Origin of the sequence: Stutzerimonas stutzeri, assembly GCF_000219605.1 — a bacterium.
Lineage (GTDB): Bacteria > Pseudomonadota > Gammaproteobacteria > Pseudomonadales > Pseudomonadaceae > Stutzerimonas > Stutzerimonas stutzeri.
The window spans coordinates 644,173-666,406 of the sequence record NC_015740.1 but is presented as its reverse complement, the minus strand read 5'-3'; the positions used below and the strand labels follow the sequence as shown (position 1 = coordinate 666,406).

General features: G+C 61.9%; 17 protein-coding genes. 5 read left to right on the top strand and 12 right to left on the bottom strand.

Annotation, left to right across the window (positions count from 1 at the left end):
- The first annotated feature begins 177 nt into the window (after positions 1-177).
- The 4 genes from PSTAB_RS03020 (at position 178) to PSTAB_RS03005 (ending at position 4,212) form a co-directional block, all read left to right on the top strand.
- Positions 178-1,968, top strand: a complete 1,791-nt coding sequence (locus tag PSTAB_RS03020) for an SLC13 family permease (protein ID WP_013981665.1) — start codon at positions 178-180, stop codon at positions 1,966-1,968.
- A 92-nt stretch (positions 1,969-2,060) separates the two neighbouring features.
- The gene (locus PSTAB_RS03015; RefSeq protein ID WP_041771630.1) at positions 2,061-3,338 is read left to right on the top strand and encodes a bifunctional O-acetylhomoserine aminocarboxypropyltransferase/cysteine synthase; all 1,278 of its coding nucleotides are present in this window, start codon (positions 2,061-2,063) and stop codon (positions 3,336-3,338) included.
- A gap of 68 nt (positions 3,339-3,406) precedes the next feature.
- Complete coding sequence (trxC, locus tag PSTAB_RS03010; RefSeq protein ID WP_013981663.1) at positions 3,407-3,844, top strand: thioredoxin TrxC; 438 nt, start codon at positions 3,407-3,409, stop codon at positions 3,842-3,844.
- A 77-nt stretch (positions 3,845-3,921) separates the two neighbouring features.
- On the top strand, positions 3,922-4,212 hold the full coding sequence (locus PSTAB_RS03005; RefSeq protein WP_013981662.1) for a hypothetical protein: 291 nt from the start codon (positions 3,922-3,924) through the stop codon (positions 4,210-4,212).
- Between the two features lie 8 nt (positions 4,213-4,220).
- Here PSTAB_RS03005 and PSTAB_RS03000 read toward each other — a convergent pair whose 3' ends face one another.
- Entirely contained in the window at positions 4,221-5,120 is a 900-nt protein-coding gene (locus PSTAB_RS03000) for a LysR family transcriptional regulator (RefSeq protein WP_011911798.1), read from the bottom strand.
- A 229-nt stretch (positions 5,121-5,349) separates the two neighbouring features.
- Here PSTAB_RS03000 and PSTAB_RS02995 point away from each other — a divergent pair, with 229 nt between their 5' ends.
- Entirely contained in the window at positions 5,350-6,573 is a 1,224-nt protein-coding gene (locus PSTAB_RS02995; RefSeq protein WP_049790892.1) for an MFS transporter, read from the top strand.
- A 58-nt stretch (positions 6,574-6,631) separates the two neighbouring features.
- Here the strand turns inward: PSTAB_RS02995 and hemE are convergent, their stop codons facing one another.
- From hemE to PSTAB_RS02940, 11 genes are all read right to left on the bottom strand, one after another.
- On the bottom strand, positions 6,632-7,696 hold the full coding sequence (gene hemE / locus PSTAB_RS02990) for a uroporphyrinogen decarboxylase (RefSeq protein WP_013981660.1): 1,065 nt from the start codon (positions 7,694-7,696) through the stop codon (positions 6,632-6,634).
- 139 nt (positions 7,697-7,835) lie between these two features.
- A complete protein-coding gene (locus PSTAB_RS02985) occupies positions 7,836-9,254 on the bottom strand; it encodes an FAD-dependent oxidoreductase (RefSeq protein ID WP_013981659.1) in 1,419 nt (472 codons plus the stop codon).
- Positions 9,255-9,361: 107 nt separating this feature from the next.
- Complete coding sequence (gene gltB / locus PSTAB_RS02980; protein ID WP_013981658.1) at positions 9,362-13,810, bottom strand: glutamate synthase large subunit; 4,449 nt, start codon at positions 13,808-13,810, stop codon at positions 9,362-9,364.
- 172 nt (positions 13,811-13,982) lie between these two features.
- Entirely contained in the window at positions 13,983-15,572 is a 1,590-nt protein-coding gene (locus PSTAB_RS02975) for an AAA family ATPase (RefSeq protein WP_013981657.1), read from the bottom strand.
- Positions 15,573-15,582: 10 nt separating this feature from the next.
- Positions 15,583-16,686: a 3-dehydroquinate synthase gene (gene aroB, locus PSTAB_RS02970; protein ID WP_013981656.1), complete on the bottom strand. Its 1,104-nt coding sequence runs from the start codon at positions 16,684-16,686 to the stop codon at positions 15,583-15,585.
- A 23-nt stretch (positions 16,687-16,709) separates the two neighbouring features.
- Complete coding sequence (gene aroK, locus PSTAB_RS02965) at positions 16,710-17,255, bottom strand: shikimate kinase AroK (RefSeq protein WP_080564967.1); 546 nt, start codon at positions 17,253-17,255, stop codon at positions 16,710-16,712.
- 3 nt (positions 17,256-17,258) lie between these two features.
- A complete protein-coding gene (pilQ, locus tag PSTAB_RS02960; RefSeq protein ID WP_013981654.1) occupies positions 17,259-19,379 on the bottom strand; it encodes a type IV pilus secretin PilQ in 2,121 nt (706 codons plus the stop codon).
- Between the two features lie 53 nt (positions 19,380-19,432).
- A complete protein-coding gene (gene pilP, locus PSTAB_RS02955) occupies positions 19,433-19,960 on the bottom strand; it encodes a type 4a pilus biogenesis lipoprotein PilP (RefSeq protein ID WP_013981653.1) in 528 nt (175 codons plus the stop codon).
- Positions 19,957-20,583, bottom strand: coding sequence for a type 4a pilus biogenesis protein PilO (pilO, locus tag PSTAB_RS02950; RefSeq protein ID WP_017244292.1), 627 nt, complete (start codon positions 20,581-20,583; stop codon positions 19,957-19,959). Before pilO ends, pilP begins: the two co-directional genes overlap by 4 nt.
- Entirely contained in the window at positions 20,580-21,152 is a 573-nt protein-coding gene (pilN, locus tag PSTAB_RS02945) for a type 4a pilus biogenesis protein PilN (RefSeq protein ID WP_013981651.1), read from the bottom strand. Before pilN ends, pilO begins: the two co-directional genes overlap by 4 nt.
- Positions 21,152-22,216 carry a pilus assembly protein PilM gene (locus PSTAB_RS02940; protein WP_013981650.1) on the bottom strand — a complete coding sequence of 355 codons (1,065 nt, stop codon included), beginning with the start codon at positions 22,214-22,216 and terminating at the stop codon, positions 21,152-21,154. The genes pilN and PSTAB_RS02940 overlap by 1 nt, the downstream gene beginning before the upstream one ends.
- Between the last annotated feature and the right edge of the window lie 18 nt (positions 22,217-22,234).

Genomic DNA, 22,234 nt, shown 5'->3' with positions numbered 1-22,234 from the left:
GGACACCAGGTCTGCCCTACAGCTGTCGCGCTGGAGTGCCGGCTACTGCCACAGCTCGCTAATAACCAGATCGCATATAAACAGCAGGAAAGGTTTCTGGACTCTCTAAGCTGACCTCTCTATCGTGCGCGCGGGGCCGCTGTTCGGCTCTTCGTCGTCGCCACCTTAAGGATGTCCATGTTTCCCGAATCGCTGCCGCTGTTGTTCGTCTGCGCCTTGCTGATCTGGGTATTGGTGGCGTTCATCAGGGAGAGCTGGAGCCCGGATATCGTCGTCGCAATCGCGGTGGCGGTGTTGCTGGCCACCCAGCTGCTGACACCGGGCGAGGTGCTCGGCGTGCTGTCCAACTCGGCGCCAGTGACGATCGCCTGCATGTTCATCATATCCGCGGCGCTGGAGCGCACCGGCTGTATCGATGCCCTAGGCACCTGGCTCGGCGACCTGGTCGGCACCAGCCCTACCCGCGTACTGTTCGGCCTGACGATCACCGCGCTGGTGATTTCCGCCTGCCTGAACAACACGCCGGTGGTCGCGATCCTCACGCCGGTGGCGATTTCGCTGGCCAAGCGCGCCGGCACCACGCCGTCGAAGCTGCTGATTCCGTTGTCCTACGCGACCATTCTCGGCGGCACGCTGACCATGATCGGCACGTCCACCAACATCCTCGTCGATGGCGTGGCGCGCAAGGCCGGCCTGGCGCCGTTCGGCATGTTCGAGATCACTGCGGCCGGCCTGATCATGGCAGCTGCCGGCATGATCTACCTGCTGACGGTCGGCAGGCATCTGCTACCGGAGCGCGACACCCTGTCCAAACTGCTCGGCCCGCGTCTGGATCGCAACTTCATGACCGAACTGCGCGTGCCGCTCAACTCCCCGGTGATCGGCAAGACCATCGCCGAGGCCAACCTGAACGGCGGCAGCGGCCTGCAGGTGCTGCAGGTGAACCGCGACAGCCAGCTGTTCAGCCGCCCGGAGCACGACTTCGTCCTCAGCGCCGGCGACCTGCTGATGATCCACGGGCAGGTCAAGGATGTGGTGGAGCTGCGCGAGAGCGGCCACCTGACCTTCAACCGCGGCGACGCCTTCGAGACCATCAGCAGCGAAGACGTGATTCTCGCCGAAGCCATTGTCGGCCGCGGGTCGCGCTACAGCCACCGGCCGATGCGCGACCTCGACCTGTCTGCCCGCTATGGCATCAGCGTGCTTGCCGTGCACCGCCAGGACGAGAACATTCAAGGCAACTTTGATGATTTCCAGCTGCAGTTCGGCGACGTCATGCTGGTCGAAGGCACCCCGGCGCAGATCAAGCGTTTCGCCGACAACGGCGAGCTGATCAGCCTCAACGCCGTACAGGAACGCGCGTTCCGCCGTGACAAGGCGCCGATCGCCATCATCGCCACGCTGGCAGTGATGGGGCTCGCCGCCTTCGGCGTGATGCCGATCGAAGGCCTGGCGATCATCGGCGCCGCCACGGTACTGGCCACGCGCTGCCTCGATGTCGAGGACGCCTACAAGGCCGTGGACTGGAAGATCCTCAGTCTGATCTTCGGCATGCTGGCCATCAGCATCGCCATGGACAAGGTAGGTCTGGTACAGCTGATCGTACAGAACGTGACCACCGTGACGCCCTGGGCCGGGCCGTTGTTCATGCTGTCGTTCATCTACCTGCTGACCTCGTTGCTCACCGAGATGCTGTCCAACAACGCCGTGGCGGTGCTGATCACCCCCATCGCCATCGGCCTGGCGCAGCACCTGGGCGTCGACCCACGCGCCTTCGTGGTGGCGGTGATGTTCGCAGCAAGCGCCAGCTTCGCCACACCGATCGGCTACCAGACCAATACCTTCGTCTACAACGCCGGGGGCTATCGCTTCGCCGACTTTCTCAAGATCGGCATCCCGCTGAACCTGCTGCTCTGGCTGGTCGGAACGCTGGTGATCCCGCTGTTCTGGCCACTAACGCCGATTTGACGGCAAGGCTTGCGCTGGATCATTGACCGGTCAGGTGTTCAGTTTCATGCTCTCGGGCCTTTGCCATGATGAACAAGAAAAAGGAGCGCGCCATGAAACTGGAAACCCTCGCCATCCACGCTGGCTACAGCCCGGACCCGACCACCAGGGCGGTGGCGGTGCCGATCTACCAGACCACCTCCTACGCCTTCGATGACACCCAGCACGGCGCCGACCTGTTCGACCTGAAGGTGCCGGGCAACATCTACACGCGCATCATGAATCCCACCACCGACGTGCTTGAACAGCGCGTCGCAGCGCTTGAAGGCGGCGTGGCTGCACTGGCCGTAGCCTCGGGCATGGCAGCGATCACCTACGCCATCCAGACCATCGCCGAAGTGGGCGACAACATCGTCTCGGTGGCCAAACTCTATGGCGGCACCTACAACCTGTTCGCCCATACCCTGCCGCGCCAGGGCATCGAGGTGCGTTTCGCCGCCCACGATGACATCGCAGCCCTGGAAGCGCTGATCGATGGTCGCACCAAGGCGGTGTTCTGCGAATCCATCGGCAACCCGGCGGGCAATGTCATCGATCTCGCCGCCCTGGCCGAAGCCGCGCACCGCCACGGTGTGCCGCTGATCGTCGACAATACAGTCGCCACGCCGATGCTCTGCCGGCCGTTCGAGCATGGCGCCGACATCGTCGTGCATTCGCTGACCAAGTACATGGGCGGCCACGGCACCAGCATCGGCGGAATCGTCGTCGACTCCGGCAAATTTCCATGGGCACAGCACAAGGAGCGCTTCGCCCTGCTGAACACGCCGGATGTGTCCTACCACGGCGTCACCTACACCGAGGCCTTCGGCCCGGCCGCCTTCATCGGTCGCTGCCGCGTGGTGCCGCTGCGCAACATGGGCGCAGCGATTTCCCCGTTCAACTCGTTTCTGATCCTGCAGGGGCTGGAAACCCTGGCGCTGCGCATGGAGCGTCATTGCGAGAATGCGCTGAAGGTCGCCGAGTTCCTCCAGGCCCATCCGCAGGTAGCCTGGGTCAAGTACGCCGGCCTGCAGGATCATCCCGAACACGAACTGGCACGCCGCTACATGGGTGGTACGCCGGCCTCGATCCTCTGCTTCGGCATCGAAGGCGGCATGGAGGCCGGCGCACGGTTCATCGATGCACTCAAGCTGGTGGTGCGCCTGGTCAACATCGGCGATGCCAAGTCCCTGGCCTGCCATCCGGCGAGTACCACGCACCGCCAGCTGAATGCCGAGGAGCTGGCCCGCGCCGGGGTGTCGCAGGATCTGATCCGGCTGTCCATCGGCATCGAGCATATCGACGACATCCTTGCCGACCTGGCCCAGGCGCTGAGCGCATCCAGGGGCTGAGAGCGCCCGCGGCTTGATATCCGCCGGCGAGGCTCCACATTATCGGCATACCGCCGTGGAGCCTCGCCATGACCGATTCGTTGATCGTTCCCTGCGCACAGTGCGCCAGCCTCAACCGCATCCCTGCCGCGCGCGTACATGACGCGCCACGCTGCGGGCGCTGCAAGTCCGAGGCGCTACCGGACCAACCGTTCGAGCTGCAACAGAGCCAGTTCGCCAACCAGATCAAGGGCGACCTGCCGCTACTGGTGGATGTCTGGGCGAGCTGGTGTGGCCCCTGCCGCAGCTTCGCCCCGACCTTCGCCGAGGCCGCCCGCCAGCTGCAGGGCCGCTGCCGCCTGGCCAAGCTCGATAGCGAAGCCAATGCCCAGCTGTCGACACAGCTCGGAATCCGCTCCATTCCCAGCCTGATCCTGTTCCGTGACGGTCGCGAAGTGGCACGACAGAGCGGTGCCATGCCACTGCCGCAACTGCTCGCCTGGCTGGCACAGCAGGGCGTGCGGTGAGGGGCCGACCGTCTGCTGGAACGTTTGCCGTTGCCGTCGAGTCCACTGAATATCAGTGACCTCCACAGGAGCGCCTCATGTTCGGCAAGTCTTCGCACACCTTCGAAATCAACTACATCTACCAGAACGACCCGCGCGCCGAGACCTATGACGCCGACGTCGACAGCCTGTCCCAGGGCGAGGCGGCGCGGCACCTCATCCAGCTGCACAATGCCGATGCCGAGAACAGCCTGGTGATGCCGAAGGCCGATGCCGACGAGGCGCAGCTGCTGGAGCAGGCCGAAGTCATGGGCATCACCGACATCCGCGTGACCCGTGTGCACAAGCACGAGAAGGGCGATACACCCGGCCACTACAAGCAGCCCTGAGCGAACGCCTAGCGCTGAGCGGAGGCCTCGCGCGTTACCAGCTCCATGAAGGCCTGCGCCAACGGCGACTGCTCCTGCCGGCGTTTGACCAGCCAGACGGCGGTGGTCGCATCCTTGTCCTGCAGGGTGAGAAAGCGCACGCCGTCGATGCGGATGCGCTGGAACGACGCCGGCAACACCGACACTCCCAGCCCGGCGGCGACCAGGCCGATGATGGTCAGCGCCTCGTTCGCCTCCTGGGCGATGCGTGGATTGAAGCCCGCACGGCGCGCCAGGCTGAGCAGCTGGTCGTACAGCCCCGTACCGTAGCTGCGCGGGAAGAACACGAAGGGCTCCTCGGCCAGATCGGCCAGCGTCAGCCCCTCGTCCCCGGCATCAGCCAGCCGGTGTCCCGCATGCATCAGCGCCACCAGCGGCTCACTGAACAGCTCGACGGTCTGCAGGCCCGCCGGCAACGCGAACGGGCGAATCATGCCCACTTGCAGCGTCTCGTCCTGGACGGCATCGACCACCTGCTTGCTGGTCATCTCCTGCAAATCCAGATGCACCGCAGGAAAGGTGCGGCGAAAGGCCAGAATCGCCCGCGGCAGGATCGAGGTGAACGGCGCCGATGAGGTGAACCCCACCTTGAGCTCACCGATTTCGCCCTGTTCGGCGCGCCGGGCCACGTCTACCGACTTGTCGACCTGCGCGAGCGTGCGCCGCGTTTCCTCGAGAAACAACCGGCCCGCGTCGGTCAGCGCCACGCGCCGGTTGGTCCGATCGAACAGCCTTACGCCGAGTTCCTGTTCCAGCGCCTGGATCTGCTGGCTCAACGGCGGCTGTGAAATGCGCAGCTGTTCGGCGGCGCGACCGAAGTGCAGTTCCTCGGCGACCGCCACGAAGTAGCGAAGATGACGCAGCTCCATGAGGGCTCCTTATGAGTCGCAAAACATATCATTCAGGTCGAATAATATATTGGATAGCTTAGACAAAGCTTCCTATCATTCCTCCCATAAACCCAAACAACAGCAATCGCGCCCGTCGATCGAAAAAGCGATCACAGGCGTAACGGGCCGCTTTTGGCCGGAAAAAGCGAATCGGACAGAGGTCTTCATCGTGAGCAGTACGCACGACGCCAGCGACGCGTCAGCAGAGATACCGGCGCCTGGCGCGCCCATCAGCCATACAGAGAAAGGCACCCCGCGCTTCGCGCGCACCGCCCTGGCGCTGTTCGCCGGCGGCTTCGCCACCTTCGCCCTGCTCTACTGCGTGCAGCCGATGATGCCCATGCTGTCGCAGGCATTCGGCATCAACGCAGCGCAGAGCAGCTTGATCCTTTCGCTCTCGACGCTGACCCTGGCCGTCGGCCTGCTGATCACCGGGCCGATCTCCGATGCCATCGGCCGCAAGCAGGTGCTGGTCGCCTCCCTGCTCGCTGCCGCGGTGTTCACCGTCGGTAGTGCGCTGGCGCCCAGCTGGCATGGCGTTCTGCTGATGCGCGCACTGGTCGGCCTGGCGCTCAGCGGCGTGGCTGCAGTGGCCATGACCTACCTGAGCGAGGAGATCCATCCCCACCACCTGGGCCTGGCAATGGGACTGTACATCGGCGGCAACGCCATCGGCGGCATGAGCGGACGCTTGCTGAGCGGCGTGCTGGTGGATTACCTGTCCTGGCATAGCGTGCTGGGACTGATGGACGGGCTGGCGCTGCTGGCGGCCCTGCTGCTCTGGCGCTTTCTACCGGAATCGCGGCACTTCCGTCCGCGACCGCTGCGCCCGCAGGGGCTGTTGCAGGGCTACCGCCTGCACTTCCGCGATGCCGGCCTGCCCTGGCTGTTCCTGCAGGGCTTCCTGCTGATGGGCAGCTTTGTCACGCTGTACAACTACATCGGCTATCGGCTGATTGCCGAGCCGTTCCACCTCAGCCAGACCATGATCGGTCTGCTGGCGGTGCTCTACCTGTCGGGCATCTACAGCTCGGCTCAAGTCGGCGCGCTGGCCGATCGCTTCGGCCGGCGGGTGTTCTGGCTGGTAATCGCCCTGATGCTGGCGGGCGTGGGCCTGACCCTGTTCGACCGGCTGCCGCTGGTGCTGCTGGGCATGCTGCTGTTTACCTTCGGTTTCTTCGGCGCCCACTCGGTCGCCAGCAGCTGGATTGGCCGCCGTGCCCGGCAGGCACGCGGCCAGGCCTCCTCGCTCTATCTGTTCAGTTACTACCTGGGCTCGAGCATCGCCGGCACGCTGGGTGGGGTCTTCTGGCACGCCGCCGGCTGGGATGGCGTCGGCCTGTTCATCGCCTCGCTGCTGCTGATCGCCTTCGCCGTGGCGCTGCACCTCGCGCGCCTGCGTCCGCTGCCGGAGCCGCAGACGGCACACTGAGCCCGCAATGCAAAACGCCCAGCTGATGCGGGGCGTTTCGTTTCGAGCCGTTGAAAAGTCAGGCGTGGTATTGCGCGGACAGTTCGTGCACCGACTCGATGAAGGCGCCGGCATGGGCTGGATCGACTTCCGGCGTGATGCCGTGGCCCAGGTTGAACACGTGGCCATTGCCATGACCGAAGCTTGCCAGGATACGCGCGACCTCGGCGCGGATGGCGTCGGGCTTGGCATAGAGCACGCTCGGGTCCATGTTGCCCTGCAGCGCCACCTTGTCGCCGACGCGGCGGCGCGCCTCGCCGATGTCGCAGGTCCAGTCCAGCCCCAGCGCTTCGGCACCGGCGTCGGCCATGGACTCCAGCCACAGCCCGCCACCCTTGGTGAACAGGATCACCGGCACGCGGCGGCCGTCATGTTCGCGGATCAGACCGTCTACGATTTTGCGCATATAGGCCAGGGAGAACTCCTGATAGGCCGCGGCCGACAGGCTGCCACCCCAGGAATCGAAGATCTGCACCGCCTGGGCGCCGGCCAGGATCTGGCCGTTGAGGTAGCTGGTAACCGACTGGGCCAGCTTGTCCAGCAAGGCGTGCATTGCCTGCGGGTTTTCGTAGAGCATCGCCTTGGATTTGCGGAAGTCCTTCGAGGAGCCGCCTTCGACCATGTAGGTCGCCAGGGTCCACGGGCTTCCGGAGAAACCGATCAGCGGTACGCGGCCGTTGAGTTCGCGGCGAATGGTACGCACCGCGTCCATCACGTATCCCAGATCCTTCTCCGGATCGGGAATCGGTAGCGCCTCGATGTCTGCCGCACTGCTCACCACCTTCTTGAAGCGCGGACCTTCACCGGTCTCGAAGTACAGGCCGAGCCCCATGGCGTCCGGCACGGTGAGGATATCGGAGAACAGGATCGCAGCATCCAGCGGATAGCGATCCAGCGGCTGCAGGGTTACCTCGCAGGCGAGCTCAGGATTCATGCACAGGCTCATGAAGTCACCGGCCTTGGCGCGGCTGGCCCGGTATTCGGGCAGATAGCGGCCGGCCTGGCGCATCATCCACACAGGGGTGACGTCGACAGGCTGCTTGAGCAGGGCACGAAGGAAGCGGTCGTTCTTCAAGGCAGTCATGGCAGGGTTCCAGCGAAAAAGTGCCGTGCATTGTCGCAAAGCGGAAAAAAAAAGGCACGGCGAGTGCCGTGCCTTTTACCTTTGGGCTTGATTCAAATCAGGCCGTTCCGAGCCCCTGTCGGCGCTCGATCAACACCGATCAGACGCCGAGGTAGTCCATGATGCCTTCGGCAGCCTGGCGCCCTTCGTAGATCGCGGTCACCACCAGATCGGAGCCGCGAACCATATCGCCGCCGGCGAAGATCTTCGGGTTGCTGGTCTGGTGCTTGAACTGACCCCGCTCCGGGGCGACGACGCGGCCCTGGTTATCCAGTTGGATACCCTGGCCCTCGAACCACGGTGCCGGGCTCGGCCGGAAACCGAAGGCGATGACCACCGCATCGGCAGGCAACACCTGCTCGGAGCCCGGGATCGGCTCGGGGCTGCGGCGGCCACGGGCATCCGGCGCGCCGAGACGGGTCTCGACTACCTTCACACCTTCGACCTTGCCTTCGCCGACGATGGCGATGGGCTGGCGATTGAAGAGGAACTTCACGCCCTCTTCCTTGGCGTTCTTCACTTCACGGCGCGAACCCGGCATGTTTGCCGCATCACGACGATAGGCACAGGTCACGCTCTTGGCGCCCTGGCGGATGGAAGTCCGGTTGCAGTCCATCGCGGTATCACCGCCACCCAGAACCACGACCTTCTTGCCCTTCATGTCGATGAAGTCCTCGGCGGACTTTTCGAAGCCAAGGTTGCGGTTGACGTTGGCGATGAGGAAATCCAGCGCGTCGTACACCCCCGGCAGATCCTCGCCAGGGAAGCCGCCCTTCATGTAGGTGTAGGTGCCCATGCCCATGAACATGGCATCGTAATCAGCCAGCAGCTGATCGATGCTGATGTCCTTGCCCACTTCGGTGTTCAGGCGGAACTCGATGCCCATGCCGCTGAAGATCTCGCGGCGGCGGCTGAGCACGGTCTTTTCCAGCTTGAACTCAGGGATGCCGAAGGTCAGCAGGCCACCGATCTCGGGGTTCTTGTCGAACACTACCGGGGTCACGCCGTTGCGCACGAGGATATCCGCGCAACCAAGGCCCGCCGGGCCGGCACCGATGATGGCGACTTTCTTGCCGGTCGGCTTGACCTTGGACATGTCCGGCCGCCAGCCCATGGCGAAGGCGGTGTCGGCGATGTACTTCTCTACCGAGCCGATGGTCACCGCACCGAAACCGTCATTCAGTGTGCAGGCACCTTCGCAGAGGCGATCCTGTGGGCATACGCGGCCACAGACTTCCGGCAGGGTGTTGGTCTGATGAGCCAGCTCGGCAGCGGCGAGGATGTTGCCCTCGGAAACCAGCTTGAGCCAGTTGGGGATGTAGTTGTGGACCGGGCATTTCCACTCGCAATAAGGGTTGCCGCAGCCCAGGCAGCGATGGGCCTGCTCGCAAGCCTGCTGCGGCTTGAAGGGTTCGTAGATCTCGACGAACTCCTTCTTGCGCTGGCGCAGCAGCTTCTTCTTCGGATCCTTGCGCCCGACCTCGATGAACTGGAAGTCGTTATTCAGACGTTCAGTCATTTCATAACCTCTCAACAGCGGCCGTAGACGATACATACGGCTGCAAGACAATCAGGGTGAGCAGCGGCCCCAGCCAAGGCGGGGCCGCTGCCTGAAGCGGCTTCTTGTTATTGCGGGTTGGCCCGGGTGCTCGACAGCAGCGAGGCCAGGTTGGCCGCCTTGGGCTTGACCAGCCAGAAACGACGCAGATAGTCGTCAAGATTATCCAGCAGTTCTGCCCCCCACTCGCTCGCGGTTTCGGCAACGTACTCACGCAGCACATCCTGCAGATGGCTGCGATGGGCTTCCATCGCCTCGCCGGTGATGCGCTGCAGGTTGACCAGTTCGTTGTTCACGCGGTCGACGAAACTGTTGTCCATGTCCAGCACGTAGGCGAAACCACCGGTCATGCCGGAGCCGAAGTTGTGCCCGGTCTTGCCCAGTACGCAGACAAAGCCGCCGGTCATGTATTCGCAGCAATGGTCGCCCGTGCCCTCGACGACCGCATGGGCGCCGGAGTTGCGCACGGCGAAACGCTCGCCGGCAGTACCGGCGGCGAACAGCTTGCCACCGGTGGCGCCGTACAGGCAGGTATTGCCGATGATGGCCGAATCCTGCGAACGATAGGCAGCGCCCTGCGGTGGGGTGACCACCAGCTTGCCGCCGGTCATACCCTTGCCGACGTAGTCGTTGGCGTCGCCTTCCAGGTACAGGTTCAGGCCGCCGGCGTTCCACACACCGAAGCTCTGCCCCGCCGTGCCCTTGAAGCGGAAGGTAATCGGCGCATCCTTCATGCCCTGGTTGCCATGCTGACGGGCGATCTCGCCGGAGACGCGCGCACCGATGGAACGGTCGCAGTTGCAGATCTCCAGTTCGAACTCGCCGCCGCTCTTGGCGTCGATGGCACTCTTGGCCAGCTTGACCATTTCTTCTGCCAGCAACCCTTGGTCGAACGGCGGGTTCTTCTCCACTTCGCAGAACTGCGGCTTGTCGGCCGGGATGCTGCTGCCGCCGAGCAGCGGCGTCAGGTCGAGGTTGTTCTGCTTGGCGGTGTCGCCCGGCAGCACTTCGAGCAGATCGGTACGGCCGATCAGCTCGCCGAGGCTGCGCACGCCCAGCTTGGCCAGCCACTCGCGGGTTTCCTCGGCGACGAACTGGAAGAAGTTGACCACCATGTCGACCGTGCCGATGAAGTGATCCTTGCGCAGCTGCTCGTTCTGGGTTGCGACGCCGGTGGCGCAGTTGTTCAGGTGGCAGATGCGCAGGTACTTGCAGCCCAGGGCGATCATCGGCGCGGTCCCGAAGCCGAAGCTTTCGGCGCCGAGGATCGCGGCCTTGATCACGTCCAGGCCAGTCTTCAGGCCACCATCGGTCTGCACCCGGACCTTGCCCCGCAGGTCATTGCCGCGCAGGGTCTGGTGGGTTTCCGCCAGGCCCAGCTCCCACGGCGAACCGGCATAGCGGATCGAGGTCAGCGGCGAGGCACCGGTGCCGCCGTCGTAACCGGAGATGGTGATCAGGTCGGCGTAGGCCTTGGCCACGCCGGCGGCGATGGTGCCCACGCCCGGCTCGGCCACCAGCTTGACGGACACCAGCGCCTGCGGATTGACCTGCTTGAGGTCGAAGATCAGCTGCGCGAGGTCCTCGATGGAATAGATGTCATGGTGCGGCGGCGGGGAGATCAGGGTCACGCCGGGCACGGCGTAACGCAGACGCGCGATCAGGCCATTGACCTTGCCACCGGGCAGCTGGCCGCCTTCACCCGGCTTGGCGCCCTGGGCGACCTTGATCTGCAGCACTTCGGCGTTGACCAGGTATTCCGGGGTCACACCGAAGCGGCCGGTTGCGACCTGCTTGATCTTCGAGCTGCGCTCGGTGCCGTAGCGGGCCGGGTCTTCACCGCCCTCACCGGAGTTCGAACGCGCCCCGATGCGGTTCATCGCCGCGGCGATGGCTTCGTGGGCTTCCGGCGACAGTGCGCCCAAGGAAATACCAGCGGAGTCGAAGCGCTTGAGGATGGCATCCAGCGGCTCGACCTCCTCCAGCGCCAGCGGCTGATCGGCCAGCTTGACCTTGAGCAGGTCACGCAGCATCGCCACCGGGCGCTGATCGACCAGCGCCGTGTACTCCTTGAAGCGGCTGTAGTCACCGCTCTGCACGGCGAGCTGCAGCGCGCTGACCACGTCGGGGTTGTAGGCGTGGTACTCGCCGCCGTAGACGAACTTCAGCAGGCCACCCTGCTGGATCGGCTTGCGGCTGCTCCAGGCTTCGACCGCCAGCGCCTTCTGCTCGGCCTCGAGGTCCTCGAAGCGGGCACCCTTGATGCGACTGGCGACGCCGCGGAAGCTGAGCTCCACGACCTCGTCGGACAGGCCGACGGCTTCGAACAGTTGCGCGCCGCGGTAGGACGCGATGGTCGAGATGCCCATCTTGGAGATGATCTTCATCAGCCCCTTGGAGATGCCCTTGCGATAGTGCTTGAACACTTCGTAGAGATCGCCCAGCACCTCGCCGGTACGGATCAGGTCACCCAGCACTTCGTAGGCGAGGAACGGGTAGACAGCTGTCGCACCGAAACCGATGAGCACTGCGAAATGATGCGGATCGCGAGCGGTGGCGGTTTCCACCAGGATGTTGCAGCTGCAGCGCAGCCCGGTCTCGACCAGGCGGTGGTGTACCGCACCGACCGCCAGCGAAGCATGCACCGGCAGTTTGCCCGGAGCGATGTGGCGATCGCTCAGCACCAGCAGCACCTTGCCCCCGCGCACGGCCTCTTCGGCCTGATCGGCGATGTTGCGGATCGCCGCCTCGAGGCCGGTACCTTCCTCGTAGTTGAGGTCGATGACCAGACGCTCGAAGCCGGGCCGCTCGAGGTTCATGATCGTGCGCCATTTGGCGGGCGAGATCACCGGCGTGGTCAGGATCGCCCGATTGGCGTGTTCGGCGGTTTCCTCGAAGACGTTGCGCTCGGCACCCAGACAGGTTTCCAGCGACATCACGATGGCTTCGCGCAGCGGGTCGATCGGCGGGTTGGTCACCTGGGCGAACTGCTGGCGGAAGTAGTCGTAGGGCGAACGCACGCGGCGCGACAGCACGGCCATGGGCGTGTCGTCGCCCATCGATCCGACCGCTTCCTGGCCCTGTTCGGCCAGCGGGCGCAGCACCTGGTCACGCTCCTCGAAGGTGACCTGGTACATCTTCATGTACTGCTTGAGCTGGTCGGCATCGTAGAAAGCCGAACCGTGATCGTTGTCATCCAGCGTCGACTGGATGCGCAGCGCGTTCTGCCGCAGCCACTTCTTGTAAGGCTGCTGCGCCTTCAGGTGGTTGTCGATGTCATCGGTGTGCAGCACCTTGCCGGTGTGGGTGTCCACCGCGAGGATCTGCCCCGGGCCGACACGACCCTTGGCAAGCACATCTTCCGGCTTGTAATCCCAGACGCCGACTTCGGACGCGAGGGTGATATAGCCATTCTTGGTGGTTACCCAGCGCGCCGGACGCAGCCCGTTGCGGTCGAGCAGACAAACCGCGTGGCGGCCATCGGTCAGCACCACGCCGGCCGGGCCATCCCAGGGCTCCATGTGCATGGAGTTGAATTCGTAGAAGGCACGCAGGTCGGGGTCCATGGTCTCGACGTTCTGCCAGGCCGGCGGAATGATCATGCGCAGGCCACGGAACAGATCCATTCCTCCGGTGACCAAGAGTTCGAGCATGTTGTCCATGCTCGAGGAGTCAGAACCGGTGCGGTTGATCAGCGGCGACAGGCTTTCGAGATCCGGCAGCAATTCGTTGGCGAACTTCAGGCGGCGCGCCTGGGCCCAGTTGCGGTTACCGGTGATGGTGTTGATTTCGCCGTTGTGCGCAAGAAAGCGGAACGGCTGAGCCAGCCGCCACTGCGGCATGGTGTTGGTGGAGAAACGCTGGTGGAACACGCAGATCGCGGTCGCGAGGCGCTCGTCACCCAGGTCCGGGTAGAACTGGGCCAGGTCGGCCGGCATCATCAGGCCTTTGTAGATGATGTCCTTGTCCGAGAGGCTGCAGACGTAGAAGGCGCTGTCGTCGGCCAGTGCGACTTCGGCGCGGCGGCGGGCGAAGAACAGCTTGATGCCGAACTGACGCTCATCGAGGCCCTCGCCGGAAACGAACACCTGCTCGATGCGCGGCAGACGCTCGAGCGCCAGCTGCCCGAGAACGCTGGTGTCCACCGGGACCTCACGCCAGCCAACCAGGGTAAGCCCCTGCGCCTGGATTTCCTCGCTCAACTGAGCACGAGCGCGATCCGCCTTGCTGGCGTCCTGATCGAGGAAGACCATGCCAACCGCATATTGGGCCGGCAGCTCGGCGTTGAAATGCTCCAGGGCCTTCGCGCGCAGAAAGGCGTCAGGCTTCTGCATCAACAGACCGCAGCCGTCGCCGGTCTTGCCATCGGCGTTGATGCCGCCGCGGTGAGTCATGCATGTCAGGGACTGAATGGCAGTCTTTAGCAGGTGATGGCTTGCCTCGCCCTGCATGTGGGCAATCAGACCGAAGCCGCAGTTATCCTTGAACTCTTCAGGACGAAACAGACCTGCTCTCATAGGCACTCCACCAGCTAAATGCGTTGTAAATCAACCCCTTATTGACGGCGCAGCGACTCACCCCGTCATTCACGTGGGCAAAAGGGGGAGCAGTTTACAAAGCCCGCTAGATCGGCACAATTATTTTTGCAAGCCCCAAAACAGTGCGTTGCGCACTTTTTTGGGGCATTTTTTATCGAGCTGGCGCCAATTCCTGCTGGACGCTGGCGAAACTTCGTACCCATGGCTTGCCGGCCTGGAGCGAAGCGGGCAGCGACTTCACCGCTGCAACCGCTGCCGCTCGGTTGGCAAAATTGCCATAGGTGACGACGTAGAGCGGCTTGCCTTCGTGCGTCTTGGTGAAGTAGCGATAGCTGGCGCCGTGCTGCTGAACGATCGCTTGGGCATTCTTTTCGACACGTGTCCCGAGGATCTGGACCAGATAGTTGCTGCCCGGCTGACTGGCATACCAAGACCGATTGCCTGAAGCGCTGGGCGCAGCAGTAGGCGCTGGCGTACGCTCGGCGACATTCTGCCGCACCTGCGGCGATGCCGGAGCAGGCGCCTGTGTCGGCGCCGGCGTCGGCACCGTTGCAACAGGCGGAGCAGGCTGGGCACGCTCCACCGGTGCAGGTGCAGGTGCAGGTGCAGGTGCAGGTGCAGGTGCAGGTGCAGGTGCAGGAATTGTCGATTCGCGCGCACCGGGAAGCGCAACCTCAGCATCGTTTTCGCCACCTGCAGCGGCAGCGGCAGCGAGCGGCTCTCGAATCACCGGCTGCGCATCACCGCCCAGCGGCAGCGACAACGGCCGTTCCTCAGCATCGAACTCGATCGCGGTTTGCCCGCCCTGCTCAGACGAAGCCGCTGATGAGCCCGCCGGAGCATCGAGCGGCAACTGAGTGGCTTGCGGCGCAACCGACCGCTCACCCTCGCCACCACGCAGAACCAGAAAGCCAATCGCGACCACCACAATCACGGCCAGCGCCGCCAACAGATGTTTCTTCGGCAGCGGCAATGCCATGCCGGTGGACTTCCGCCGTCCGCGACTGCTCTGCATCGCCGCGAGAAGTTCGTCACGCGCCACCTGGTTGATCGCTCCAGGCCAGCCGCCCGACTGATCATGGATACGCGCAATCTGCTCCTCGTTCAGGCACTCGATGCCGCTACCCGCACCTTCGAGCCGCAGCGCCAGATACTCGCGCGTCTCATCTTCTTCATAAGGTTGCAAGGCGATGGCGTGATGGCGTTCTTCGCCTTCGCTCAGGGCTTCAAGTCGCCCGGCCAGCGCAGGCTCGCCAAACAGAAAGACGTGCGGGCGCGCTTCAGGTGTCCCCGCAGCCAGACGCAGCAGGGTCTCCACCGCAGCGCCAGTCAGGCGCTCGGCATCATCCACCAACAGATAGACTTCCTGCCCCGTCAGAGCCAGCTGGACTACCTGCGCCATGATGCCATCGAAATCGGCGTCCTGACTGTTGAGTGCCTGAGCGATCTGCGCCAACAGCGCACTGGCGTCCATGGTGCTCTGCGGAGTGACGACTACGCTCTGCACAGCCTGCTTGTTGCTGCTGGCGACAAGCGCCTGGCGTAGCAACGTTTTGCCGCTGCCTTCCGGCCCGGTCACCAACAACAGCAACTGGCTGTAACGGGCCAGGTGGTGCAGCTGCCCAAGCACCGGCTTGCGCTGAGCGGGAAAGAACTTGAACCCCGGAACACGGGCCGCGAAAGGGTCATGGCTGAAGCCATAGTGAGTCAGAAACGCGTCGTCCGCGGACAAACTGTTCATGGAAATTTTCTTACGCTCCCAAGTGTTCCGTCATAACACCGTAATCGGCGCTCAAGGTGGTTTCGAGCACGCCGCGAGGGAAGTCGCCTGTGACAACCGCCTCCCCCATCTGCCGAAGCAGCACGAGACGGAGACGACCATCCAGGACCTTCTTGTCCACCGCCATGTGCTCAAGGAAATCTTGCGGCTGCATCTCGGCAGGAGGCACCACCGGCAGCCCGGCTCGCTGCAAAAGCCGGATGGCGCGATCACGATCCGCCTGGCCGATCCAGCCGAGCTGAGAGGACATCTCAAGCGCCATCACGGTTCCCGCCGATACCGCCTCACCATGCAGCCAGACCCCATAACCCATATGGGTCTCTATGGCGTGGCCAAAGGTATGGCCCAGGTTGAGGGTGGCGCGCACACCCGATTCTCGCTCGTCCGCATTGACCACCTTGGCCTTGGCTGCGCAGGAACGGTGGATCGCCTCGGTCAGCGCCAGTGAATCCAGCGAGCGAATCCGATCGATATTGGCTTCGAGCCAGGTCAGGAAGGGCTCGTCGCAGATCAGCCCGTACTTGATGACTTCAGCCAGCCCTGCAGACAGCTCGCGAGACGGCAACGTCGCCAACGTGGCGGTATCGATGACCACCGCACGAGGCTGGTAGAACGCGCCGATCATGTTCTTGCCCAGCGGGTGGTTGATGCCGGTCTTGCCACCGACCGAGGAGTCCACTTGCGAGAGAAGCGTGGTCGGCACCTGGATGAAGTCCACACCACGCTGGTAGCTGGCGGCCGCGAATCCCGCCATGTCGCCGATGACGCCGCCGCCCAACGCCACGACCGTTGTATTGCGATCGTGCCGAGCACCGAGCAGTGCGTCGAAAATAAGCTGAAGCGTCTCCCAATTTTTGTGGCTTTCGCCATCAGGCAGGATTATGGGGGTAACGGAATAGCCGGAAAGCGTGCTCGTCAGACGATCGAGGTACAGTGGCGCAACCGTTTCATTGGTCACGATGGCGACTTGGCGGCCGCGAATCTTGCTTGCAAAAAGATCGCTGCGATCGATCAATCGCTCGCCGATATGAATGGGATAGCTACGCTCGCCGAGATCGACCTGAAGAGTCTGCATGGGGCCCCCAACAATAAAGGGGGCTAGGATAGCGCAGATTCATCCTGGCTTTCACGGGGAGGCAATGAAGCGAGCCTATCGAGAATTTCCATGACCACCAGCCGCGGCGGACGCTCGTCTGTCTCGATGATGATATCCGCAATGGAGCGGTACAGCGGGTCGCGAATAGCCATGAGCCCAGCAAGAACGGTACGGGGATCGCTTGCCTGCAGCAACGGACGATTGCGGTCGCGCGACGTGCGCTCGAGCTGCTGATCGACAGAAGTGCAGAGATAGACGACGCGACCACCGGAGCGAAGTGCCTTGCGATTGTCCTCGCGCAACACCGCGCCCCCACCCGTAGCGAGCACCACCCCGTCCTGCTGACAAAGATCGGCGATCACTGCACGTTCACGCTCGCGAAAACCGGCCTCACCCTCTACATCGAAAATCAGAGGAATGCTGGCGCCGGTCCGCTGCTCGATTTCCTTGTCGGAATCCTTGAATGGCAGACGCAGCTCTTTGGCAAGCAAGCGCCCGATGGTGCTTTTACCAGCTCCCATCGGGCCTATGAGGATGAAGTTGTGCAACGATTACTGGCCCACGGCGACCGCTCGGTAGTTGAGGATTCTAGGGGTCAAGAAGACCAGAAGCTCGGATTTTTTATCTTCCACGATGTCCCGTCGGAAGAGGCGACCAACGAACGGAACGTCGCCCAGAAACGGCACTTTTTCAATGCTGCTGATCTGGCTGTTGGAGAATACACCACCGATGACGATTGTTTCTCCGTCGGTAACAAGAACTTTGGCGTTGACTTCGTTCTTGTTGATCGGCGGCACGCCATTCAGAGCGTTAGCAAAATCAGGGGCATCCTTGGTGACCTTGACCTCCATGATAATGCGGTTGTCCGGCGTGATCTGCGGCGTCACCTCAAGCGAAAGAGCTGCCTCCTTGAAGGATGTCGACGTTGCGCCACTCGAACTGGCTTCTTGGTAGGGGATTTCCGCACCTTTCAAGATCTTGGCCGTTTCTTTATCCGCAGTAACCACCTTTGGCTGGGAGACGATTTCACCGTTACCGGTTTTCTCCATAGCCGACAATTGAAGGTCCAGGATTCCATGGTCCGAGACATAGCCGATCCCAATGCCGGCGGTGCTGTTAAGCACTCCTAGATCGACAAATGGAACCGGGGCCAACGCATCTTCAAGCTTAAAATTGCCGACTTTGTCTGTACCTGGGAGAAGATATCGACCGCTATCTTCATCACGGCCGATGGCACCGTCCTTGCCATACAAGCCCCAGCTGTCGTTGGTGTAGCTCCCCCCCCAACGAACCCCAAGCGCTTTGTCGTAGCCCACATTCGCCTCAACAATGCGCGCCTCAATCATCACTTGCCGCACAGGAATGTCGAGCTGAGCGACGATGCGACGCAGCTCGTCAAGTCGCTCCTGCGTTTGATAAGCGATGATGTTATTGGTGCGATCATCCACCGCTATAGAGCCACGATCCTCTGCAACGGCGCCGTTGCTCGTCACTGACTGGAACAGGCGAGCAATGTCCGCAGCCTTGGCATAGTTGACTTGCACGACCTCACGACGCAACGGTGCAAGCTCGGCAATCTGGCGCTGCGACTCGAGCTCTTGGCGCTCACGCGCAGCGATTTCGTCAGCTGGCGCAACGAGCAGCACGTTCCCTACTTGCCGCTTATCCAGCCCCTTGGTTTTCAAAACCAGATCGAGCGCTTGGTCCCAAGGCACGTTCTGCAAACGAAGGGTGATGTTGCCACTGACGGTGTCGCTGGCAACCAAGTTCAGGTCAGTAAAATCAGCGATCAACTGGAGTACGGAACGAACATCAATATCCTGGAAGTTCAGCGACAGTTTTTCACCGGAATAGGCAAAACGGTCTGTCTTGCGCTTATCGGCCTCTTCTTCTGTAAGGGGCTTTACGCTGATGGTCAGCTTGTTGTCTGTCTGATAGGCGAGATAATCGTATCGCCCTGTAGGCTCGATGGCGATACTGGCGCCGCCTGCCTGAGCGGTCGAGTCGACAAACTTCACCGGCGTAGCAAAATCCTGGACGTCGAGCCGAACACGCAGTGCTTCAGGCAGCTCCGCCTTGGCGAACACAACGCGGATCTTTCCACCCTGCTCTTCGATAGTCGAACCTACCGACGGATCGGACAGTGTGATTACCACGTTTCCGGCACCATCCTCACCGCGGCGAAAATCGATATTGTCGATCGCCTTGCCGGCCGCAAACGGCTTTACCGGGGCTGGCTTGACAAGCGGAGCAGTGATCGCGGCGGATGCAGACACAGGGTTGGCCGCTCCCGAACTTTCTCCCAGCACGACAAACAGATTGTTCCCGTCCACTCGAGTGGAATACGGAACAAGCGCGGTCAGATTGACGATGAGCCGGGTGCGCCCTTGAGCCTCGACGACCGTTACGCTGCGTGCATTACCAACGCCCAGCTCCCGATTTTTGGCCCCCAGGTTGTTGGATACGCCTGGAAGATCCAGGGCAATGCGCGCGGGCTGATCCAGCGTGTAGCCACGAGGTGACGCGACAGGCTCGTCAAATGCCAGTTTCAACTCAACCCGATCGCCCGGCAAAGCAGCCACATCCAAGGCGTTGAGATTGGCCGCCAGCAGTGCTGGCGAAATAAATGCCGCCAGCAGAGATACGCCCAGGCGAGAAAGGGTAGTGTTCATAAATTGCTTCCGTTGTGCAGACCGGTAAAGGTTTTCCATTCTTTTGCCCCGCGCTAGGTGCGCTCTTTCAAGGTCAGACTGCGCGGGCGCTCAAGCCACCCACCCTCTCCATCAGGGACGATTTCAACCACATCCACTGCGGCCTCGCTGATTTCGACGATGCGCCCGTGGTTACGCCCCAGGTAATCGCCAATCTTGACCCGGTGAACACCATCGCCCCCCTTGATCAGCGCATACCGGCCACCTCCATTGGCCAGCGTGCCGACCATGGAAAAGTTCTCGATATTGAACCCCTCGAGAAACTGCTTGACTCGTGACTCGTCGGGCTGGATGTCCTTCGACCCTCGCTGCCGCTGCGCCAAGTCAAGCTTCACGGGCGGCTGGAATGGATGACGCAACGCTGCTGCGCTATAGGTGAACGCCTCATAAGGGATGAAGGCCGGCAGAGGTTCGATCGTGCCCTTCGGCTTGGTTCTCACCTCATCCATATACTGCTGTAGGTCGTTGAAGTCAGAACTGCCACTGCAGCCCGAAAGCACCGCCAGGGTCAGACCCAGCGCAGTCAGTCGCCCCCCCTTCATTTCTGCAGCCCCTTGTCGTTATAGCGATAAGTCTTGGCAACGATGCTCATGCGCAATTTCGATGTAGCAGCTTCACCCTTTTCGGGAAGTATCTCGAAATCATGCAGCGTAACTATTCGCGGAAGACTTGATACGCCGCTTACGAATGTCGCCAGGTCGTGATAGCCGCCAATGACCTTGATATTGATCGGCAGTTCGATATAGAACTGCTGAGCCACTTCGGGCTGCAACTTGATCTCCTCGAACTCCAACCCGCTACCTAAACCAGTACGAGTGATGTCTTCCAGCAGCCCCGGGACCTCGGTATCGCTTGGCAGCTGTCGAAGCAGCGCACCGAATGATGTTTCCATTTCGGCCATCTGCTCTTTGTAAGCTTCCAGGTTAGCGGCCTGAAACGCCTTGGTTGAAAACTGTTGTTTTAGAGTTACCTCTTGAGCACGGTGCTGCTCGAGTTGCAACTGCAGATCCTGCAAGTGAAAGTAATACCCCAGGCCGAGCACTGCCGCGAGCACTATCACACCAGTAATAAATTTAACCGGCGCTGGCCACGATCCCAGGTTATTCAAATCCAGATCGGCAAGATCAACCTTGCGAAGACTTTCCAACGACTCAGCCAGACTCATGGCTTAGCTCCTTCCGTAGATGCGCCCGGCTGGGTCTGCTGCACTGTCAACTGGAAGACATTTTCCTGATCGACGGCCCCCGCAGTAACCGCCTTCACCTCGTTCAGATTCGGCGCTTCAAGCCAATCGGAGCCGTCGAGATTACGCATGAGGTTTGAAACCCGATTGTTCGATTCAGCAGCACCAACGATCGCGATGTTCTTTCCGGTCATTTTGAGCGACGTGAAATAAACACCTTCGGGCAGCGTTCTAACGAGCTGATCGAATACCCGGCCAATGATGGGGCGATTCCCCTGAAGATCCTGAATAATCTTCATTCGCTCCAGAAGTTGCTGGCGACGCTCCTTCAACTCTTTGATTTCCGCGATCCGAGCATCCAGAACTGCAATTTCTTTTTTGATGAACTCGTTCCTCGCATTCTGATGCTCGATCGCACCCTGAAAATAGCGATCGCCTAGGAATACCAATCCGGCAGCGACGACAAGTACGCCCATGAGGGAAGCCAGAAAGCGCTGCTTACGCTCTTCCCGCAGCTGTTCACGCCAAGGAAGTAGGTTGATCTGAGCCATCAGTCAAAGCTCCTCAGCGCCAAACCGCATGCAATCATTAATGCAGGCGCATCGCTGGCCAGCGCCCCGGCGTTCACCTTGCCGCTCAAAGCCATATCGGCGAAAGGATTAGCCACTAGAGTTTGCGTTCCGATCTTTTGCTGAATCATGTGATCGAGACCTGGAATGGAGGCCGTCCCGCCCGCGAGCAGGATGCAGTCGACGTCGTGGAACTGCCCTGCAGCGAAGAAGAACTGCAACGAGCGGGATACCTGCTGCACCACCGCCTCCTTGAACGGAAGCAGGACTTCACTGTCGTAGTCATCTGGGAGACCGCCTTGCTTCTTGGCAAGGCCGGCTTCTTCCTGAGACAGACCGTAGCGGCGCTGGATCTCTTCGGTCAGTTGGCGACCACCGAACAGCTGCTCGCGCGTGTAGATGGTACGCCCGTTATGCAGCACGCTCAGGGTTGTCATGGTCGCGCCGATATCGACGACGGCAACGGTCAGCTCGCCGTGCGCTGTACCCAGCTGTGAAGCGAGCAACCCATAGGAGCGCTCAAGCGCATAGGCCTCGACATCCACCACTTTGGCGGTAAGCCCGGCCAAGGCCAGCGCGGCTTCACGGATCTCGACATTCTCTTTACGGCAAGCGGCGAGGAGAACTTCTACCCTGCCAGGCGCGCGAGGCGCAGGACCTTGCACCTCGAAGTCGATCGCGACTTCCTCCAGTGGGTAGGGGATGTACTGATCCGCCTCGATCTTGAGCTGGTTCTCGAGCTCTTCATCAGAAAGCCCGGCATCCATTTCAATCATCTTTGTGATGACGGCAGACCCGGAGACAGCGACAACAGCGGACTTGCAGCCGGTCTTGGCCTTGGCAACGACTCGCTGCAGGGCCTGACCGACACCCTCAAGTTCGGCGATATTCTTTTCGACGACGGCATTCGGTGGTAGCGGCTCGACGGCATAAGCCTCGACGCGGTACCGATTACCCGATCGACTTAATTCGAGGAGCTTGACTGAGGTCGAACTGATATCGATCCCAAGCAGCGTGTTCGCTTTCTTAGTGAAGAGCCCTAGCACGACCGATTTCCTATCTTT